The organism is Litorimonas sp. RW-G-Af-16 (genome assembly GCF_048319245.1).
Taxonomy (GTDB): Bacteria; Pseudomonadota; Alphaproteobacteria; order Caulobacterales; family Maricaulaceae; genus Litorimonas.
Genome location: NZ_CP166993.1, coordinates 485079 through 504006 on the forward strand (window position 1 = coordinate 485079; position 18928 = coordinate 504006).

An 18928-nucleotide genomic window follows, 5' to 3' on the forward strand; every position below is an offset into this window, starting at 1 on the left:
TTTTTTATTCATAAAGCTTTCGCATCGCATTGGTGTAGCCATTTGCGTTCACTATAAAAGAATACTGCGATGAAGTTGTTCGTTTATTGTATATAGAAAACTTCACTTGATTGGCTGTTTCTAGAGCATTATGCAATTTCGCCGAATTTTGAGGTCCGCATGAAATACGATCTCCAGAATTCTTACAGGTTACGCTGCCAGTTTGGTCATCATATTTAAACCTAATTACAAATGCATCCCCGCCAAAAATATCTTTAACTGGGTTATTACCAGCATACTCATAAAGTGAAATGTCAAAATCTGTTTGACTATTTAACGCAATCCAAAAATTCAACGGGCTTCCTTCTGTTGCCGAATTACTAAATTGGCCAGACCCACGATAACCAACAAATTTCTCTGTTGTTCGATCACCAAATTCATCAGTGTAATTACCAATAGTGAAATTTCCTGTGAAGTTTAGTTTTCTCTTTCGTTCTTTCTCGATCTTTTCCGCTTTAGCATCTGCTATTGCCGCAGCATATTTCTTTGTTTTCTCCGGTTTTAAATTTTCTAGTTCTGTGACTGTTGCTAGCAAAACTTCAGCATTTTTATTTTCCAATGCCAAATCAGCCTTTTTAACTAATTCATCTATTCTCAGTAAAGCGCTAGCAGCGTCTCTCTCTGCTTTCTCGGTTGCAATTTTAATTTTTATAGCATCAAGTTTATCCGCTCGCTCAGTCTCCCTCGCTTCCTTTTCTTGGGGTGTCATTGACAATTCTGCAATTGTTGCAATCCCTATTGGGAGTCCAATAAAAATTAAAGCACCCCATAAAACGAGCTTTGGTAGAAATTTCTTTTTTGCTTTCTTCGCGGGTTTAAAGGCTTTTAAATTTTCAGCATCTAACTCTCGTTTTAAGGCGTCCACTTCTGCCAGTTTTTTTAACAGCAATTTTTCTTTTTCTGAACTCATTAGGCTTCCCAACACAGTAGTGAATTAAACGGACTTCCATCTAATATCAAAAGTTGTAATAAAAAACAAATGCAATTACCCCAAAGCCCGCGTCACCAGCCAGCCTAAATACCCGCCATAGGCCAGCAGTAACAGCGCACCTTCCCACCTCATAATCCGCTTATGCGTTACGGCGAAGAAGAACATAAAGAATGTGGCGGTGCAGAGGATGGCGGCGTCGAGCAGGGTGAAGCCGCCTGCGCTGGCGGGGCTGAAAGTGAGAGTGTGGAACAGGCCTGTAATCCCTAAAATGCCGAGGCCATTGAAGATATTGCTGCCCACAATATTAGCGAAAGCGATTTCGTTCTCGCGCTTCAGGCTGGCAATGATGGAGGCTGTGGCTTCGGGCAGGGATGTGCCAATGCCGACAATAGTGATGCCAACCATAGCTTCGCTAACACCCATCCCAAGGGCAATGTCGCTGGCTCCACGGATCAGCGCTTCTGCGCCCAGGACGAGAGCGGCTATACCCCCAATCGCAAAGAGGAGAGACAGCGGTAAGGCGCGCTCTTTCGGGAGCGCAGTAATATCGTCCGCCGTTGCAATCTCGTCTGCTATGTCTGCGCGGATCGTGAAAAACATGTAGGTCGCAAAAGCTGCGAGCAGCCACGCTGCGCCCCAAAACGTGATACCGCCACTATAAATCCAATAGACGGATGCGGCGGCCGACAGGCTAACGAAGAGCGCATCGCGCCAGAGCCCGTGCATGCGGGTGGCGATAGGATGGATCAGGGTCGACACGCCCAGGATCATCAAAATATTGGCGATGTTAGAGCCTAAGACATTGCCGAAAGCAATATCAGGCGATCCTTTGGCAGCGGCGCCGAAAGTCGCAACGAATTCTGGCATGGACGTGCCAAATCCAATCAATGTCACGCCGATCAAGGCTTTTGACATACCCAGTTTTGATGCGATCGACACGGAGCCACGGATCAGAGCTTCGCCCCCCGCGACGAGCAAGGCTAGTCCTACCGCAATTAATAGCCAGCTCACGGAGCGTTAGGCTTTCTTACGCCGACGCCAGAACCAACGAACGAGCCACAGCCCAGGCAGGATCACCAGCAAGAGCCACGGCAAGATGGCTGCAAAAAAGTCAATCACATCAGACAAAGCATATGCGACCGTGCCAACAAATCCCTTGAGCGATTGTGTAAGCGGGGTGAAGGCCGTGCGACTGACCGCAACAGATTGACTTTGGTAGCTGATATCGGCGACGGACATAGATACACGTTTGCGAAGGACATTTAGCGTTGTTGTTGCGCTCTCAATCTGGCCCTGAACACGAGCGAGTTCACGTTCCACAGCCAGCAAATCAGAGAGTTCCGCATTGCGTGTTTCGAGCAGTTTTTGCAGGCGATCGCGCAAGGTGGTTTGCGCCCGAAGCCTTGCATCTGTGTCCAGAATTTGCCGTGTCAAATCTTCGGCAGAAACGGTGGAGGACGTTAATTCTCCACTCGCATCTTCAACCGATGTCTGCATATCTTGGGCGAAAGTTTTGAGCCAAGTGGGTTCCCCGCGCAGCGATAAACTGGCGTAGACTTGGCTTTCATTTTGTTGATTTGTGGACGAATTCAGGATTTGGCATTTGCTTGGCCCCGCGTCTAGGCATGTCTTGGCATGGGCGTTCATGGTTGGGCTGACGGCTTTGGCGGGGAGGGCAAAACCGTATCCGTAGCGGTAAGCGAGAAAGCTCTGAGCCGATGGATTTTCACTCGCTTGCGGCGCGGGCGCAGGCGCGTCGCCCATATATTCCATGTCCGCTTCCGACCCCATGATTTTTGCAGACGGCGGAGGCGCCATCATCGGCGACTCAGTTGATTGCATGCGGTCACTACTGCCGCACGCCGTTATGGCTAGAGCGGCGAGGCCCAGTAGAAAAATACGCATTATTTCGTCTCCAACATGATCGGATCGCCGAGGCCTAACTCTGACAGTGGGGCCGTTTGCGTCGCCGCATCGCCCACGACGAGATATGTCATTGCGTCTGGGCGAATATATTTTTCCGCCAAAGCTTTGAAATCATCCAACGTCATCGCATTGATCGCTTTGGCATTTTGGGCGCGGAAATCGGGTGCGTAGCCATAGGCGCTGATTTGACCGAGCAGACCTAATTTGTCGGCATTGGTCTCGCTCTTGAGCGCTTGCCCTCGCAGCAATGCGCCTTTCATGGTATCTAATTCTTCCTGCGTAAAGTCAGGGCCGTAGCTTGCGAGAATATCGCGGATGAGCGCGATGGATTCCTTGGTCACATTGGTCCGCACAGAAGACCCGACTTGGAATTGGCCGATGTCTTTATCGCCGTTAAACGTCGACCGGATGCCATACGTATAGCCCTTATCGACCCGTAATTGTGTATTGAGTTTCGACGTGTAGATGCCGCCCAAGGGGAAGTTAATGGCTTCCGCTAGCGGATAGTCTGGATCAGTCGCGGCAAGGCTAGGTCGCGCAATCCGCAAGACGGACTGCTTGGCCCCTGGCACGTCATAGAGATAGATTTCCGCTGAGGTTACAGAATTTAACTTTGGCGGGCTTACGGGCGGCACATCGCTGCTATCTTGCGGGGTGTCTAGTCCAAAATCCGTCTCAGGCTCCACAGCTCCGACGACGCGGAATTGGGCGCGGGAGAGATCATAATGCGCCGCGTGAAAAGCTTTGAGATCGTCGAGCGTTACAGCTTCTAGCAAATCCTTGGGGCCGTAGCCGGCATGGGAAAATACGTGGTCGCTGGGGAAGGCAAGCAAGGCGGCTTCACGCCGCGCAATCGAATTGGGATCACCCTCGGCTTGCGAGATTTCCTGTATGCGCTTGTCCTTGAGGAGTGCAAATTCCTCCGCGTCCCATCGCGGCTCAAAAAGCATTTCTTTAGCTAAATCGAGTGTTGCATCCAGATTCCTAGATAGCGTTGTCCCAGATACAAAAGTCCCGTAATCGCCAGCGCGAACTGTAATAGTTGACCCAAGCGCACCGATGGCTTCTTCCATTTCGGCGGTCGTTTTATTCACGGTGCCTTTTTGTAAGAGATCGGCCGTTAAGCCAGCAATGGCGGGTTGATCGACGCTGCTACGGATTCGTCCCGCATCCAGCTTTAGCGAGAAGTTGACGAGAGGCGTTTCATTGGAGGTAATGCCGTAAACTTCAAGGCCATTGTCTAGCGTTTTGCGCCACACATCTGGCGCTGTCAGATCATAAGCAGCCCCAAATTCTGGCTCGATAGATCGGTCAAAAGCAGACGTTGTCGGGTTGGCAATAATTCGCGCCGCAGGGTCAAATTCTTTCTCGGTTTCTGCGCCAGGCACAACTTTTTCTTCCACGATTTCGGCGAGTTGCGCAGGGTAAGTTTCGTCCAATTTCAGCTCAGTTTCACCCTTCGGAACAATGCTTAAATAGAGTCGCGGTTGGTCTTTTATATATTTGTTATAGACCCGCATGACATCATCGGTTGTGACGGATTGCAGTCCTTCGAGGTCTTTTTTGTAAAAGCCAGGATTGTCCGTGAAGAGGTTATATTCAGACAGTTGGATCGCCTTGCCTAGCGCGCTTTGGACTTCCTCATAAAAGCTGACTTCGCTTTGCGTCTTGATGCGGTCAAGCGCGGCTTGGGGGATGCCTGTCTCTTCAAAGCGGGCAAACCCGTCCGCGAGCGGGGCCATCAAACCATCAATATCTTCGCCGTCATTTGGCGACACAAAGAAATATAACTCGCCCGCAATTTCTTTATTGCTCTGAAAAGACGATACGTCAGAGGTAACTTTCGCCTCATCAATCAGAACTTCGTTCAGCGGCGCACGTTTGCCTTCAGTCAGGTATTCGCTGAGCACATCCAGCGCGTAGCTGTCAGGATGATATTGCTCCACCGTTGGATAGGCAATCAGCAGTAGCGGGACAGTCGCGAAATTATCTTCGTAATAAAGTGATGTGGTTTCAGTCAGGTTTGATGCGCGCGGGGCGTAGGGTTCAATCTCTTGGTCGCCTGCAGGAATTTCGCCAAAATATTTTTCGACCCAAGCTTTCGCCTCAGCCATATCAAAGTCGCCCGTGATTGATACAGTCACATTGCTCGGCACATACCATCGTGCGTAGAAGTCCTTGGTCTCTTGCAAAGACGCCGCCTCGAGGTCTGCAAGGCTGCCAATAACCGTCCAGCTATAGGGATGATCGGATGGGTAGAGCGTTTTATTCGCGATATAATTCCAATGGCCATAGGGTTGGTTGTCGACACGCTGGCGCTTCTCATTTTTGACGACTTGCTTTTCCTTATCAATCACGTCTTGACTGACGGTGTTGATAAACCAGCCGAGCTTGTCGGCCTCCGCCCAAATGACTTTCTCAAGTGCGTCCTTGGGCACGGCTTGGAAATATTGCGTCATGTCGTAGGTGGTGAAACCGTTCGTGCCTTCGCCGCCAATCCGCGTGTTCATCTCGTCCAGCCCACCATAGCCGAGGTTCTCGGAATCGAGGAAAAGCAGGTGTTCGAAAAGATGTGCGAAACCTGTATTGCCCTCTGTCTCCCGCGCACTGCCGACATGGGCGGCGAGGTTGATCGCGACGACTGGGTCAGACCTATCAATGTGGAAAACAACGTCGAGCCCGTTTTCCAGCGTGATCTTCTCATAGTTCAGGTTGAGGTCTGCTTGGGCTGCGGGGCCGCTTATACCGTCTGCGCAGGCGGCAAGCATCAAACCACCGAGGGCGAGGCAGCCGTCGCGGAGATCAAATTTACTCAAAGAAAAAGTCATAGCTATCGTCCCATGTGTTTGACGCCATTGTTTAGCACAATGTGAAACAGCCCAGACGGTTTGTCTATGGGTAAGGGCTACCGTGTCTGGAACTTTACAAAGATCAACGGGCTGGCGAGTAGTATGAAAAACAAAATGCAAAAGACGATGTTGGATAACTGTCCGACAGCGATTGAGCCTGTAATATCCATGCTCACCCACATGAGGAGCGAGACGAGGGCGACGCCGCGAGCGGCCCGATCTCCAGCCTCAATTAGGGGGCCGATCAGGCCGAGAAATAACACGCCAATCGCTGCCGTTAGAGAGCCAGCAAGCGACGTCATAAACCGCGCTTCCTTAGACGGCGCAGTCGGTAATCCGTCCAGCGGCCAGTCAAATAAATCGGCCAAGAAACGTCCCGGCATTTGCCCATCTAGAGCGCCTGTGAATTGCACAAATCCAAAGGCAATTAGGCCTAACCCCGCTAACCTAATCCATCGTCCTGCAAATTTCGGTGTCATGCTCCAGCCTCTTTTTCTTCCAGATACAGCAAACGCGATAACATGGCGCTAAAGCCAATACATCCCGTCAGGATAGTGATCAGCAACCATAGGGGCAATTTCATTTCCACCGCACGAGCGCGTTTGATAATCAACGCCCACCCAATCCCTATAGCAATCAGAAGGTCAAACCAGATTTGGTTGCCCCATAAATTGCGTGTGTGTTCTGTCCAAAACCCAAGTGGCCCCTCCTGCAAAACGGCAAAAACAGACCATGCTAAAAATGCGAAGGCGAACAAAGCGGGTAGCCGCCACAGCCCTTTTTTGGGAAACGCTGAGGGCTTAAAAACCATAATCAACGTGACGAGAATAAAGAGGCCTGCAGCTACAAACGGTGCAATTTGAACAGGTGTCATAGATGTAAATTCCTAACGATCAAAGCGTCCAGCCTGTGTGTCTTTGTGAACATTTTGCGCTTTGATAACACGCCCGTTCATCACCGCATAGACACCAGCGGGCAAAGTTTGTGCTGCGATTATTGCCCCACCCAAGTTGAAATTCGCGTCCGATTTGCCCAGAGATTGTGGACGCATCGCACCTGTCAGGATAACGGTTTTATCGCCAGCTTGACCATCCAGATATTTCGCCGTTTGCTCCATCGTGCCTGTGCCGTGCGTGATAACAATGCGTGATTGCGGCGCGGTCTGGATAGCGTCTAAAATCTTTTGGCGATGCACGTCTGTCATTTCTAAACTATCGATTTGCATCAAGATGTGGAGACGAGGATAATCGCAACGGCCATTGCGGAGAATATTCTCAACGCGCGACTTCGCTTTATCTGCGAAGATCAGCGACTCGGTCTGCGTATCATGGACTTTGTCCAATGTGCCACCAGTTATAAGGATCAAGACTTCCATACCGCGCCTTAACGCATGCTGAATATAAGATAAACCTCCCACATAGAGGCCTTGCACGAATGTAGGTTCTGCTTGGACATTTAAAAATGATATCTATATAGGGCAGGCAGCAAGCCTGCTTATTAAAATTTGGAGGGGTCTGAATGCTTCTGACCATGATGAAGGGTAAAATCCACCGCGCGACTGTGACACAAGCGGACCTGCACTATGAAGGCTCGATTTCGATCGACCAAGACCTGCTGGACCGCGCAGGTATTTTGCCGAATGAGCAAGTGGACATCCTCAATATCACCAATGGTGAGCGGTTCACGACCTATGCGATTTCTGCGCCGCGACAATCCAAGACCTTTGGCCTGAACGGTGCGGCCGCGCGTCGTGTGCAGTTAGGCGATAAAATTATCATCATCACCTATTGCCAGATGGAAGCTGAGAAAGCGCGAAATTATGCGCCAAATGTTGTGCTACTGGACGAGAATAACGAGGTTGTCATACCCCCTGTGCATTAGGGCCATAACCATGCGCAATTTGGATAAGTTGCAGAGATAGACCCATCGCCAAAGCCCCCAAATCAATTGTGAAAGAAACTGAGCTTTACGCACCAATCAAAGCGCATTTCGTGGCACTTGGCTACGACGTCAAAGGGGAAGTTGGGGCGGCCGATATGGTTGCCGTGCCGCGCCGTGACCCTGACGGCGAGCCAATTATCATCGAGCTGAAAACAGGTTTCACCCTCTCACTTTTTCATCAAGCTATCGCCAGGCAATCCATGACGGATCAAGTTTATATCGCCGTCCCGCGCAAAGCTGGCAAGGCGGCGTTCACGGCCATGCGCAAGAATAAAATGCTCTGCCGCCGTCTGCGCATTGGCTTGATGACGGTGAGCTTGTCCGATGGCCGCGTGATTGTGCATTGCGAGCCCACAGAATTTGTGCCGCGAAAGGTCAAAGCGAAGAAGAGCAAGCTGCGCGCTGAATTTGAAAGCCGCCACGGCGATCCCAATGAGGGCGGGATGACGTCTGAGGGCATGATGACGTCCTACCGCCAAGGGGCGCTGCGCTGCGCGAAAGTCCTGCATGATGAAGGCGCGTGTAAGGCGTCTTACGTCGCGCAAATGGCGGGGTTTGAGAAAGCCCGAAATCTGATGGCGTCCAACCATTACGGTTGGTTTGAAAAGATTGATCGCGGCGTCTACGGCCTAACTCGCGAGGGCGCGAAAGCGCTCGCTGAAAACGCTGACTTGGTTGCGTCGATGATGGGCGAAAGTTAGGCTATTTAATAGCAATCGCCGTGCCCTCACGCCGTGGATCTGCCCCGCCAATCAACGTGCCGTCTGCATTGCGGTAGATAATGTGCAGACCAGAAATCTCGCCTTTAGAGCGTCTGACTGTGTGGCCGAGCGCTTCTAATCCCGCCACTGTGGCCTCATCCAGCCCAAATTCTGCCGCTGGCCCCATGCGCTCTGGCTCATCTGTCAACTCTGGCTCAAGCCCTTTGGTTTCCAATTTGATGGAGCCGTTGCGGGCGATCACATTGGGAAGTTCTATCGCTTCTTGCGGAGTCATACCCCAGTCGATCATGCCGACAATGCTCTTGGCTGTGTAGGCGATAATCGCGCTTCCCCCTGGGGAGCCTGTCGTGAATAGCAACTCACCATTGGGTGCAAATACGATATGCGGGGCCATAGAGCTACGTGGGCGTTTGCCGGGCGCAGGAGCGTTGGCAATCGGGTTGCCGTCCGCGTCGAGTATACGAAAAGAGAAATCCGTCAGCTGATTATTGAGCATAAACCCACCCACCATGCGCTGGCTACCAAAGGCGCTCTCGACTGTCGTCGTCATAGACACTGTCAGCCCGTCTTTGTCGATGATCGTGAAATGCGACGTGCCAGGGCTGTCAGGGGTTGCGTCTTTGCCGCGCACAAAGGCGACGGGATTACCCGCAGTGACGTTTTCAATGGCTGCGTCAGGACGGATCAAAGCCGCACGACTTTTGAGATAGTCTTTATCGAGCATCGCGTTTGTTGGCACCTCGATCATGGCGGGGTCAGCCACATATTTATCGCGGTCTGCATAGCCCATAAAGCTAGCTTCCGCGAAGTGATGCCAGCCTTGGACTGTTGCGCCGAGGGCGGCCATGTCAAAGTTTTCTAGCACACCCAAAATGCTCTGAACTGCAATTCCGCCTGAAGATGGTGGCTGCGCCCCGCAGACAGTATGCGCGCGATAAGTCGTGCAAAGCGCTTCGGTTTTCATCGGCTGATAGGCCGCCATATCAGCCAGAGTCATTGTGCCGGGTAGGGGGGCTTCCTGTGTCTTGGCGATGATAGCTTCGGCAATCGGGCCTTCAAGAAGAGCGCGAGGATTTGCTTGGATCGCGCGAAGTGTCTCGGCATAGGGCTGGTTATCGCGCACAAATCCTGTTGGGATGGGGGTCGTGCCGTCTTCCATAAAAAAGTAATCGCGAGCATTATCATCACGGCCCAATACATATCCCGCCATGCGCTCCACCATGCCGCCCATGCGCGGGCTGACAGTAAAACCTGTTTCCGCTGTTTCTATCGCGGGTTCCATTGGGGCGGCCCAGTCGAGCTTGCCGTAATCTTCATGCGCCATGTGCAGCATAACAACGGCCCCTGGCACGCCCGTGCTACGGCCCGAAGCTATGCCGTCAAAATAACGCAAAGGCTTGCCCGTTTTAGGATCGAGGAACAGCTCTGGCGTGATTGCAGCAGGCGCTGTTTCCCGCCCGTCATAGGCCCAAACCTTGGCCGCGTCGGGATCATACACGATCATAAATGCCCCGCCGCCAAGGCCAGAGCTTTGTGGCTCCACTAGGCCCAGCATCGCTTGCACGGCAATCGCGGCATCGACAGCGGACCCGCCCGCTTCCAATATATCAAGCCCCGCCTGCGTCGCCAGAGGGTTAGCAGCTGCTACCATGCCTGCCGCTTTCGCCTCGGTCTTCACAATCTTTGGCGTGTCGCTATTCTTGGCCTCTGGCGCACTACACGCTGCAATACTTAAGGCAGTTCCAAGGAGTAAGGCAGAAAAGAGTTTCATAATCAGGACTTTCATCGTTACACTCCGTCATAAGTCAGATCACGACGAGGGCAAGGTGTGAACACAAAGATTATCTCCGATCTATCGATTAGCGTCGGTCAAGCCCATGACACCACAGTCAAGTCGGGCGTGACAGTGATCTTGCCTGACGCCCCTGCGACATGTGCGGTTGATGTACGCGGCGGGGGGCCTGGGACGCGCGAAATCGCGGCATTGCAAGACGGTGGCTTGATCGAGAAAGTTCACGGCATCGTCCTGTCGGGCGGCTCGGTTTACGGCCTCGCTGCCGCCGACGGAGTCACAGCTTGGCTCGGCGCGCAAGGCAGGGGCTATCTCGCGAGAGAGGGCATCCCTGTCAGCCCCGTTGTTCCCGCCGCAATTCTATTTGATAACGCCAATGGCGGCGACAAAGATTGGGGCCTAGAGCCACCGTTCCGACAGCTCGGGATCGATGCCTGTAACTCTATGTGCGGGCATTTATCCGAAGGCGCTTTTGGCGCAGGGCTGGGCGCGACGGCTGGCATTTACACGGGCGGACTAGGCGTTGCGCATGAGGTCGTGGAGGGCGTTTTGATTGCTGCGATCATTGCCGCCAACCCCGTCGGCTCCCCCTACATGCCAGCTACGCAAGTGCCGTGGGCTTGGCCCTATGAGGTTGAGGGAGAATTTGGCGGCCAGCGTCCACCCGCCGATTATCAACTCTCCCCCGCCCAAGACACCAAGCTCGCCTTTCTCAAAGCTGCTGGTCAAAGCACAGTCATTGGCGCGATCATCACCGATGCGGGCCTGTCACAAAAACAGCTCAAACGCCTCGCTATGATGGCGCAAGACGGCATTGCGATGGCCGTGCAGCCCGCCCACACGCCGCTAGATGGCGATACGATTTTCGCGCTCTCCACGGGTGATAAATTATGCGAAAGCCCTGTCTCGTTGGCAGAGCTCGGCGCAGCGGCGGCTAGGGTCACGGCCCGCGCCCTCATGCGGGGCGTGCATTTCGCCAAGCCATGATCGGGCCAATCCTTAAATCACACCGCGCAAAAATTCTGCTTCTAAACAGAGATTTCGTGCATTGGCTTAGCCCGCTGGATGATGACGGCCTCGACATATTGCTGGGGCATTGCAGTTATCAAAAGCAGATCGATAATGCCTCGGGAGTTTTGCTCGGTTACGGCCATGATGTGGATTACGACCATAAAAACCTGCAATGGCTACGCCCGCGATTTGACCGATTTTATTATATTGATCGCATTATCATCGACATAGCCGCACACGGGAAAGGTCTGGCATCGCAACTCTACGCGGATTTCGAACAAGAGGCCCGCGCTCGTGATTTGCCACGACTAGTGTGTGAGGTGAACACAAAGCCAAACAATTCGCGCTCGCACGCTTTTCACCTCAGACAGGGTTTCGAAGCTATAGGTGATGTGGACTACCCTGACGCGGGCGCGACTTTGCGGTATTATGAAAAGCGACTTTGAGCCGAAAAACTTTTGTCAGATTTAACCATAGAAAACACTTGCAGGGCGCGGGCGAATACGCTTTAAGGCGGCTTCGCGAATGCGAACATGTTTGCGCAATAGCGCAACTGGCACCGGTAGCTCAGCTGGATAGAGTACCTGACTACGAATCAGGGGGTCGGGGGTTCGAATCCTCCCCGGTGCGCCATTATTTTCCTGTAAATACCCCAAAAGCCTTTATTTTTCCGAAATAGACTAACTCAGTGTCTCTGCTAAACTCATTATTGAGCTACTTTTTGTGCTACAAAATGAGCTACAACGGAGCGCAGTTTAGGATTCGAGCCTTGATTTGTTAAGTTAGTGTTTAGGGGAGGGGTCTCCCGCCCCTTTGTCATAGTCGCCCATGTTGCGTATTTGCGCAGCGTAGAAAGTTATTTAGCTAGCAGAGCGATTGCGTCCGGAAGCGCATACTGAGCTTTGGCGGAATAGTCATGCGTTTGAATTTGAGCCGATGAATATGCATTGATGTCGAGAAAAGACTTTGATGGCGATGGGGAGTTTACGCTCGCAAAATATACGCCCAAACCACTGAAACTATGTTTTGAAAGCGCATGAAATATAACTCGTCTGATGGAAGGCCCTGCGAATTTAAATGATATATTGATTGCCCTGAATAGCAACTTTGTTGAGGGTGGCGACTATCTGGATTGGGCCTGCAAAGACGTCATACACGTAATCGCTTGGATTGCACGATCAATTAACTCCTCGCGTGTATATGACTCGTAAATTTGTTGCGTCGCTATGGGTCAGGATATTGAAGAGGCTGATCTCGCTGCGGCTTGCGCCATAAGGATATGAAAGAAGCGATTGCCATGAAACCTGTCCGAATTGCCGTTTTGCCTGTGGCCGGCTTTGGCACGCGAGTCTTGCCTGCTACGAAAACCATACCGAAAGAAATGCTGCCGGTCGTCGATCAACCTGCGCTGCAATATGTTGTAGACGAAGCGGTCGAGGCTGGGATTGAGCATTTCGTCTTTGTGACGGGGCGTCAGAAAAGCGCGATTGAAGATTATTTCGACAGTGCTTACGAGTTGGAAGACTCGCTGCAGCGCAAAGGCAAATCAGACATTCTTAATGCAATGAAGGCCAAGCAGCCGCGCGAAGGCTCTATGAGTTTTGTCCGCCAGCAAGCCGCCAAAGGTCTTGGTCATGCCGTGTGGTGCGCGCGAGATATTGTTGGTAATGAACCTTTCGCTGTTCTGCTGCCAGACGTCTTGGTGCAAGCCAAGCAAAGCTGCCTCTCGCAAATGATGGACGTATATCACAAGGTCGGCGGCAATGTCATAGCAGTTGACGCCGTCGCAGTTGATCAAGTTTCAAATTACGGCGTGATCAAGCCCAAAGCTGGTTCGGATTATAAGAACCAAAAACTGATTGAAATGGACGGGATGGTTGAAAAACCTGCTTTTGCAGACGCGCCGTCTAACTTAAAAATCACCGAGCCGCTATATTTTACAGCCTGAATTGATGGGTCTTCTTAAGGATCAGGAAGCGGGTGCAGGCGGGGAAATCCAACTGACTGATGCCATGGCGCGACTGATGGCGGATCAGACATTTCACGCTTTGGCCTATGATGGGCAGGACTATGATTGCGGGAGTAAGATCGGATATCTCGAAGCCGTCGTCGCTTTCGCCATGAGCCACCCCGAAATTGGCGCCGAGGCTCAGGCATTGCTCAAGCGAATGGCGAAGTAGCAGGCCGCTCAATCATTTGACGCGGGACACTGTGTCGTGACAAAGCCTTTTCCATGACGGCAGCAGACCACAATTTTGCAGGACGCAAGTTTATCATCGTCGGCGGGGCGGGCTATATTGGCAGTCATGTCTGTAAGATGATTGCAAAACTAGGCGGCGTGCCGATAACATTCGATAATTTCTCTGCAGGCCATAAGCATGCTGTCAAATGGGGGCCATATGTCGAGGTTGACTTGCGCGACCGGGCGGCGACGCTTGCGGCGATGCAGGCACATAAATCTGTGAATACGGTCATCCATCTCGCTAGCTCGATTGAAGTCGGTATAGGTGAAAAACACCCTGCAGAGTTTTACGACAACAATGTGTCCGGCGCGCTGAACCTCCTCCTTGCTATGCGCGAAACAGAGGCAGAGCGGCTTATTTTTTCCTCGACCTGCGCCACTTACGGCGAAACGCAAAACATGCCGCTGCAAGAAAGCCAGCCGCAAATCCCAGTCAGTGTTTACGGCAAAACAAAGCTCGCGATAGAGCATATGATCCAGAGTTTTCATAAAGCCTACGGTCTCAATTACGTTACCCTGCGATACTTCAATGCGTCGGGTGCGGACGAGGGCGGCGATATCGGTGAAGAGCATGATCCTGAAACGCATTTAATTCCCAATGCCCTTAAGGCAGCGGCGGGACTGGGCGGGAAAATGAAGTTATTTGGGACGGATTACGACACGCCTGATGGCACTTGCATACGCGATTATATTCACGTCAACGATATTGCCCGCGCGCATATTCTATCAGAGTTGGCATTTGATAATGGCTTGCAGAGAGCAGAACTCAATATCGGCACGGGGCAGGGGGTGAGCAATCTTGAGATATTACAGACGATAGAACGCGTCACGGGCCACGCTGTGCCTTATGACCTTGCACCGCGCCGCGAGGGCGACCTGACTCGGCTTTACGCGGATTCACAGAGGGCGCGAGAGACTATCGGCTTCGTGCCTGAACATTCTTCAATCGAGACGATTATTAAAACCGCGTGGAATTTTCACAAGCGCGTGTGGAATATTCCTGATAAATAATATATCGCTCTCCTCACAACGTTCATTCGTAACCTAACCTTCAAAGTGACTATCTGTATGACCCGCAAACCTTTGCCGAATATTGCTTCCAACACTATCGAGTTTGAAACGAAGCCCCTCATCAAGCCAACAGGGTTTCGCGAATATGACGCCCGCTGGTGGTTTGGTCTGCCAGAGCATGAAAAGGCATCAGAGCTAAACCTTTACGGGGTTCAAGCGCTGGGCGAAGGACTCGGCACGTTGATGTATGAGCGCGGTGTTGACCCGAAAATCGCTGTGGGTCACGACTTTCGTCACTACTCGCTGGGCATTAAACAAGCGCTGATTATCGGGCTGATGAATTCTGGGATTGAAGTATTGGATATAGGCTTGGCCCTCTCGCCTATGGCTTATTTTGCGCAGTTCCATTTGGAATGTGCAGGTGTGGCAATGGTCACGGCGAGCCATAATTCTAATGGCTGGACGGGCGTGAAAATGGGCATTGAAGCGCCGCTGACTTTTGGACCGGACGAGATGAGCCGCCTCAAAGATATCGTATTGGGTGCGCAGTCTAAGCCGCGCGCGGGTGGATCATACCGCTATGTTGACGGTGTCCGCGAGGCCTATATTGATGACCTCGTCAAAGGCATCAAGCTGGAGAATAATATCAAAGTTGTGGCGGCTTGCGGGAACGGCACAGCGGGCGCATTTGCCCCCGAAGTCCTAGAGCGGATCGGCGCAGAAGTCATCGCGGTCGAGTGTGATCTCGACTACACTTTCCCCAATTATAATCCCAACCCCGAAGCCATGGAAATGCTTCATGCCATGCGCGACGAAGTCTTAAAACACGGCGCAGATGTGGCCCTCGGCTTTGACGGCGACGGGGATCGCTGCGGCGTCGTCGATAATGAGGGCGAAGAGATTTTTGCAGATAAAGTCGGCGTTATGCTCGCGCGTGATCTCTCGGCGATCCATGACAATGCGCAATTCGTCGTCGATGTGAAATCAACAGGATTATTTGATACCGACCCCGTTTTAAAGGGGAACGGTGCGAAAACGGATTACTACAAAACAGGTCACAGCTATATCAAACGCCGCGTGAACGAATTGGACGCGTTGGTCGGGTTTGAGAAGTCAGGGCATTATTTCTTCAACGCACCAATCGGTCGCGGCTATGATTGCGGGCCAACGTCCGCGATTGCGATTTTGCAAATGTTAGATCGGAATAAGGGTCGGACGATGGCGGATTTGCGCCGGGCTTTGCCAACGACTTACGGCTCTCCTACCATGTCGCCTTTCTGTGCGGATGAGGAAAAATACGGGGTGATCGAACAGATTATCGCAGGGTATCAAGCCGACGCGAAATCTGGTGCGAAACTCATCGGGCAAGACATTCGTGATGTGAACACAGTCAACGGCGTGCGCATCACGGTTGAAGACGGCACGTGGGGTCTTGTGCGCGCCAGCTCCAACACACCGAACTTAGTCGTGGTTGTCGAAAGCCCCGTCTCGGAAGAGAATAAGGTCGCCATGTTCCGCGATATTGAACGGCGCCTCGCGCAATATCCTGAAATTGGCGAATTCGATCAGAAGATCTAGCCTATATCGCCTACGCGCCAATGTTTGCGGCATAGGCTGACATAGCGCTCATTCCCGCCAATTTCGACTTGTCGGCCCTTGGTGACAGCTTCGCCCTTGGAGTCTACGCGCAAAGTCATGGTGGCCTTCCGCCCGCACCAACACAGCGTCCTAATCTCTCGCAAATCATCGGCGATGGCGAGCAGGGCTTGGCTGCCTGGGAAAAGTCGTCCAGCGAAGTCTGTGCGGAGGCCATAACACATGATCGGGATGCGATGATCGTCCGACACATGAGATAGCTGCCAGACTTGATCGCGCGTGAGGAATTGCGCTTCGTCAATTAGCACACAATCGATCGGTTTCGCCCCATGCGCTTCCAAGATATATTGCTCCAAATCCGTCTCTGTCTGGAACACATCCGCTTCGGCGTTGAGGCCAATGCGGGATAAAATCTGCGTATCGGCATTTTCACGATTATCGATTGCGGGTTTGAGCAGCAAAGTGTGCATGCCGCGCTCGATATAGTTATACGACGACTGCAGGAGGATCGTCGATTTTCCTGCATTCATGGCTGCGTAATTGAAATAGAGCTTGGACACAGGCAGGGCTTTCGGCGGAGCAGTTAAAGAATCACAGACAAAACTATGACCCAAGCCCGCGCGATTCTCTAGCCTGTGAACATAATTCCTGAGGGCGGCCATTGATCGGCGGGCGGGGCTTGCGCTAAAGGCCTCCTATGACAGTCACAATCACGCCCGTATCTTTCTCGCTCTGGTCCACAGACCGCGCTGCGTTTGCGCAAGCTTTGGGGGCGTCGTTGCTTGAGACGGGCTTTGCGATCATTGAAGGTCACACAATCCCGCAATCCAAGATTGACGGTGCGCATCAAGCGGCCAAAGATTTCTTCGCTCTGCCAGCCGAGGCCAAGCATCATTATTTTGATCCCAAGGGGGCAGGGCAGCGCGGCTACACGCCATTTGGGACCGAAAACGCCAAGGGGCAATCAGCAGCAGATTTGAAAGAGTTTTGGCACACAGGCCGCGCTCTGCCGCAAGGGTCGCCCTACCGCGAATTTATGGCCGACACGCCAGAGGTCACAGAAGTCGAGGATTTCGACACTGACACGCGCGATTTGTTTGAGGCTTTCGATCAATTTGGGGGCGAGCTGTTAGAAGCAATCGCACTTTATTTGGAACTGCCGCAAGACTGGTTCGCGGACAAGGTGGATATGGGAAACTCTATTCTGCGTCTACTGCACTATCCGCCGCAAGATAATCCGCCGCCCGCTGGCACAGTGCGGGCTGGGGCGCATGAGGACATTAACTTGATCACGCTTTTACTAGGCGCAGAAGAAGCGGGCTTGCAGGCTAAGCATCGGTCAGGCGAGTGGGTAGACGTCAATCCGCCCAAGGGTGCGTTAGTGCTAAATTGTGGAGATATGCTGCAGCGATTAACGGCAGGAAAATTGCCGTCAACGACTCACCGTGTTTTAAACCCTTCGCCAGAGCGGGCCAAATTCCCGCGCTATTCCATGCCGTTTTTCCTGCACCCCAATGCGGATTTCCTGATCACGCCACTGCCAAGCTGTTTGGCAGAGGGTTATGTGGGGGAGCCGCCGATTACGGCGCTGGATTATTTGACAGAACGTCTGATCGAGATTGGCCTGATCAAGCCTTAGACTGCGACCAATATTCCAGCAAGCGCCGCCGACATGAGATTGGCGAGCGAGGCGGCAAACACAGCCTTAATCCCCATTTTCGCAATCTCTCCCATGCGGTCGGGCATCAGCATGCCAAGCCCGCCGAGGAGAATACCGATTGAGCTAAGGTTTGCGAAGCCACAGAGCGCAAATGTCAGGATGATATAAGTGCGTTTTGACAAAGTGCTTTCCGCCTCTACCAAGCTGATATAGCCGATGAATTCGTTAAGGACGACTTTTTCGCCAAAGATTGCGCCCGCTTGCTGCGCCTCTGCCCATGGAATATTTAGCGCCCACATGACGGGGGAGAAAATCAGGCCGAGTATTGATTGCACGGACAGATTTTCCATCCCAAACAAATTGCCCGCCCAACCGAGCAAGCCGTTACACAATGCGATCAAGCCAACGAAAGCCAGCAACATCGCGCCGACATTTACGGCGAGTGTGACTCCATTTTGCGCCCCGACTGCCGCCGCCATAATCACATTGGGGTGCTTGCGGGCATCACCCAATGCATAAATATCTTTGGCCACGATTGTCGCGTCATCTTTGGGGTCAGGCATGATAATCTTCGCCATCAGAAGCCCGCCAGGCGCGGACATGAAACAGGCTGCGATCAAATATTCTGCAGGGATACCGAGTTGAATATAGCCCGCCAACACCGTCCCGGCGACTGAGGCGAGGCCAGAGACCATAATCGCAAATAGCTCATATTTGGTGATACCTGAGAGGTAAGGCTTTAAGCTGAGCGGGGCTTCGGTCTGCCCGACGAAAATATTGGCAATCACATTAAGGGATTCGACGGGCTTTGTGCCCGTGATGAAACGGAGGCCAATCCCGCCAATCCGCACAATCCATTGCATAATCCGTAAGTGATATAGCACTTCCATGAGGGCAGCGAAAAACACGATGACGGGGAGAACGCGCACAATGAAACTAAAGCCCAGCGACTCGTCTGCCAGCCCGCCAAAGATCATTTCAATCCCGGCATCGGCATAGCTTAGCAATGCTGTGACTTTGACAGACATGGCTGTCAGCACGGTTTTCCCAAACGGCACGTAAAGGACAAAAATCGCGATTATGACTTGCAAGGCAAAGCAGGTCAGCACGATGCGCGGACGGATAGCGCGACGATTTTCAGAGGCCAGCAGGGCCAGGCCCAAAATCACAGCAACGCCGATTAGGCCAAAGGCGGGATGATTCATGGG

17 protein-coding genes, 1 tRNA gene and 1 pseudogene are annotated in these 18928 nt (G+C 52.3%); 9 read left to right on the forward strand and 10 right to left on the reverse strand.

All coding sequences use genetic code 11. From position 1 onward, the window contains the following. Positions 1-4 precede the first annotated feature (4 nt). From AB8615_RS02295 to AB8615_RS02325, 7 genes are all read right to left on the reverse strand, one after another. Entirely contained in the window at positions 5-949 is a 945-nt protein-coding gene (locus AB8615_RS02295; RefSeq protein WP_409433335.1) for a hypothetical protein, read from the reverse strand. Positions 950-1024: 75 nt separating this feature from the next. After that, positions 1025-1981, reverse strand: a complete 957-nt coding sequence (locus tag AB8615_RS02300) for a calcium/sodium antiporter (protein ID WP_409433336.1) — start codon at positions 1979-1981, stop codon at positions 1025-1027. A gap of 6 nt (positions 1982-1987) precedes the next feature. Then, positions 1988-2875: a DUF4349 domain-containing protein gene (locus tag AB8615_RS02305; RefSeq protein WP_409433337.1), complete on the reverse strand. Its 888-nt coding sequence runs from the start codon at positions 2873-2875 to the stop codon at positions 1988-1990. Next, positions 2875-5724, reverse strand: coding sequence for a M16 family metallopeptidase (locus AB8615_RS02310; RefSeq protein WP_418152567.1), 2850 nt, complete (start codon positions 5722-5724; stop codon positions 2875-2877). The genes AB8615_RS02305 and AB8615_RS02310 overlap by 1 nt, the downstream gene beginning before the upstream one ends. 77 nt (positions 5725-5801) lie before the next feature. Then, entirely contained in the window at positions 5802-6224 is a 423-nt protein-coding gene (locus AB8615_RS02315; protein WP_409433339.1) for a hypothetical protein, read from the reverse strand. Further along, the gene (locus tag AB8615_RS02320) at positions 6221-6619 is read right to left on the reverse strand and encodes a hypothetical protein (protein WP_409433340.1); all 399 of its coding nucleotides are present in this window, start codon (positions 6617-6619) and stop codon (positions 6221-6223) included. The genes AB8615_RS02315 and AB8615_RS02320 overlap by 4 nt, the downstream gene beginning before the upstream one ends. A 12-nt stretch (positions 6620-6631) precedes the next feature. Beyond that, entirely contained in the window at positions 6632-7120 is a 489-nt protein-coding gene (locus AB8615_RS02325) for an asparaginase domain-containing protein (protein WP_409433341.1), read from the reverse strand. A gap of 143 nt (positions 7121-7263) precedes the next feature. Between AB8615_RS02325 and panD the strand changes: the two genes are divergently transcribed. Beyond that, positions 7264-7626 carry an aspartate 1-decarboxylase gene (gene panD / locus AB8615_RS02330; protein WP_409433342.1) on the forward strand — a complete coding sequence of 121 codons (363 nt, stop codon included), beginning with the start codon at positions 7264-7266 and terminating at the stop codon, positions 7624-7626. A gap of 68 nt (positions 7627-7694) precedes the next feature. Then, positions 7695-8387, forward strand: coding sequence for a DUF2161 domain-containing phosphodiesterase (locus AB8615_RS02335; protein WP_409433343.1), 693 nt, complete (start codon positions 7695-7697; stop codon positions 8385-8387). Position 8388: 1 nt separating this feature from the next. On the opposite strand, the gene AB8615_RS02340 is transcribed toward AB8615_RS02335, so the two are convergent. Then, positions 8389-10179 (reverse strand): gamma-glutamyltransferase family protein, encoded by a 1791-nt coding sequence (locus AB8615_RS02340; protein ID WP_409433344.1) that lies wholly within the window; start codon positions 10177-10179, stop codon positions 8389-8391. A 57-nt stretch (positions 10180-10236) separates the two neighbouring features. On the opposite strand from AB8615_RS02340, the gene AB8615_RS02345 reads away from it, so the two are divergent. The 6 genes and pseudogenes from AB8615_RS02345 (at position 10237) to AB8615_RS02370 (ending at position 16042) form a co-directional block, all read left to right on the forward strand. Continuing rightward, positions 10237-11187 carry a P1 family peptidase gene (locus AB8615_RS02345; RefSeq protein WP_409433345.1) on the forward strand — a complete coding sequence of 317 codons (951 nt, stop codon included), beginning with the start codon at positions 10237-10239 and terminating at the stop codon, positions 11185-11187. 56 nt (positions 11188-11243) lie between these two features. After that, positions 11244-11657 (forward strand): GNAT family N-acetyltransferase, encoded by a 414-nt coding sequence (locus tag AB8615_RS02350; RefSeq protein WP_409433346.1) that lies wholly within the window; start codon positions 11244-11246, stop codon positions 11655-11657. A 110-nt stretch (positions 11658-11767) separates the two neighbouring features. Further along, positions 11768-11844: transfer RNA gene (locus tag AB8615_RS02355), tRNA-Arg, on the forward strand. Positions 11845-12508: 664 nt separating this feature from the next. Next, a pseudogene (gene galU, locus AB8615_RS02360) lies at positions 12509-13391 on the forward strand (UTP--glucose-1-phosphate uridylyltransferase GalU). A 53-nt stretch (positions 13392-13444) separates the two neighbouring features. Then, complete coding sequence (gene galE / locus AB8615_RS02365) at positions 13445-14464, forward strand: UDP-glucose 4-epimerase GalE (protein ID WP_409433348.1); 1020 nt, start codon at positions 13445-13447, stop codon at positions 14462-14464. A gap of 57 nt (positions 14465-14521) precedes the next feature. Next, positions 14522-16042, forward strand: a complete 1521-nt coding sequence (locus AB8615_RS02370; protein WP_409433349.1) for a phosphomannomutase/phosphoglucomutase — start codon at positions 14522-14524, stop codon at positions 16040-16042. On the opposite strand, the gene AB8615_RS02375 is transcribed toward AB8615_RS02370, so the two are convergent. Continuing rightward, positions 16039-16620: a thymidine kinase gene (locus AB8615_RS02375; protein WP_409433350.1), complete on the reverse strand. Its 582-nt coding sequence runs from the start codon at positions 16618-16620 to the stop codon at positions 16039-16041. The two genes, AB8615_RS02370 and AB8615_RS02375, sit on opposite strands and share 4 nt — an antisense overlap. A gap of 137 nt (positions 16621-16757) precedes the next feature. On the opposite strand from AB8615_RS02375, the gene AB8615_RS02380 reads away from it, so the two are divergent. Beyond that, positions 16758-17699, forward strand: coding sequence for an isopenicillin N synthase family dioxygenase (locus tag AB8615_RS02380; RefSeq protein ID WP_409433351.1), 942 nt, complete (start codon positions 16758-16760; stop codon positions 17697-17699). Here AB8615_RS02380 and AB8615_RS02385 read toward each other — a convergent pair. Next, positions 17696-18925, reverse strand: coding sequence for a NupC/NupG family nucleoside CNT transporter (locus tag AB8615_RS02385; RefSeq protein WP_409433352.1), 1230 nt, complete (start codon positions 18923-18925; stop codon positions 17696-17698). The two genes, AB8615_RS02380 and AB8615_RS02385, sit on opposite strands and share 4 nt — an antisense overlap. Positions 18926-18928 lie beyond the last annotated feature (3 nt).

Coding starts and splice junctions, on each gene's coding strand:
- AB8615_RS02295 (WP_409433335.1), bottom strand. CDS start 949: ATGAGTTCAGAAAAAGAAAAATTGCTGTTAAAAAAACTGGCAGAAGTG.
- AB8615_RS02305 (WP_409433337.1), bottom strand. CDS start 2,875: ATGCGTATTTTTCTACTGGGCCTCGCCGCTCTAGCCATAACGGCGTGC.
- AB8615_RS02310 (WP_418152567.1), bottom strand. CDS start 5,724: ATGACTTTTTCTTTGAGTAAATTTGATCTCCGCGACGGCTGCCTCGCC.
- AB8615_RS02315 (WP_409433339.1), bottom strand. CDS start 6,224: ATGACACCGAAATTTGCAGGACGATGGATTAGGTTAGCGGGGTTAGGC.
- AB8615_RS02320 (WP_409433340.1), bottom strand. CDS start 6,619: ATGACACCTGTTCAAATTGCACCGTTTGTAGCTGCAGGCCTCTTTATT.
- AB8615_RS02325 (WP_409433341.1), bottom strand. CDS start 7,120: ATGGAAGTCTTGATCCTTATAACTGGTGGCACATTGGACAAAGTCCAT.
- panD (WP_409433342.1), top strand. CDS start 7,264: ATGCTTCTGACCATGATGAAGGGTAAAATCCACCGCGCGACTGTGACA.
- AB8615_RS02340 (WP_409433344.1), bottom strand. CDS start 10,179: ATGAAACTCTTTTCTGCCTTACTCCTTGGAACTGCCTTAAGTATTGCA.
- galE (WP_409433348.1), top strand. CDS start 13,445: ATGACGGCAGCAGACCACAATTTTGCAGGACGCAAGTTTATCATCGTC.
- AB8615_RS02370 (WP_409433349.1), top strand. CDS start 14,522: ATGACCCGCAAACCTTTGCCGAATATTGCTTCCAACACTATCGAGTTT.
- AB8615_RS02380 (WP_409433351.1), top strand. CDS start 16,758: ATGACAGTCACAATCACGCCCGTATCTTTCTCGCTCTGGTCCACAGAC.
- AB8615_RS02385 (WP_409433352.1), bottom strand. CDS start 18,925: ATGAATCATCCCGCCTTTGGCCTAATCGGCGTTGCTGTGATTTTGGGC.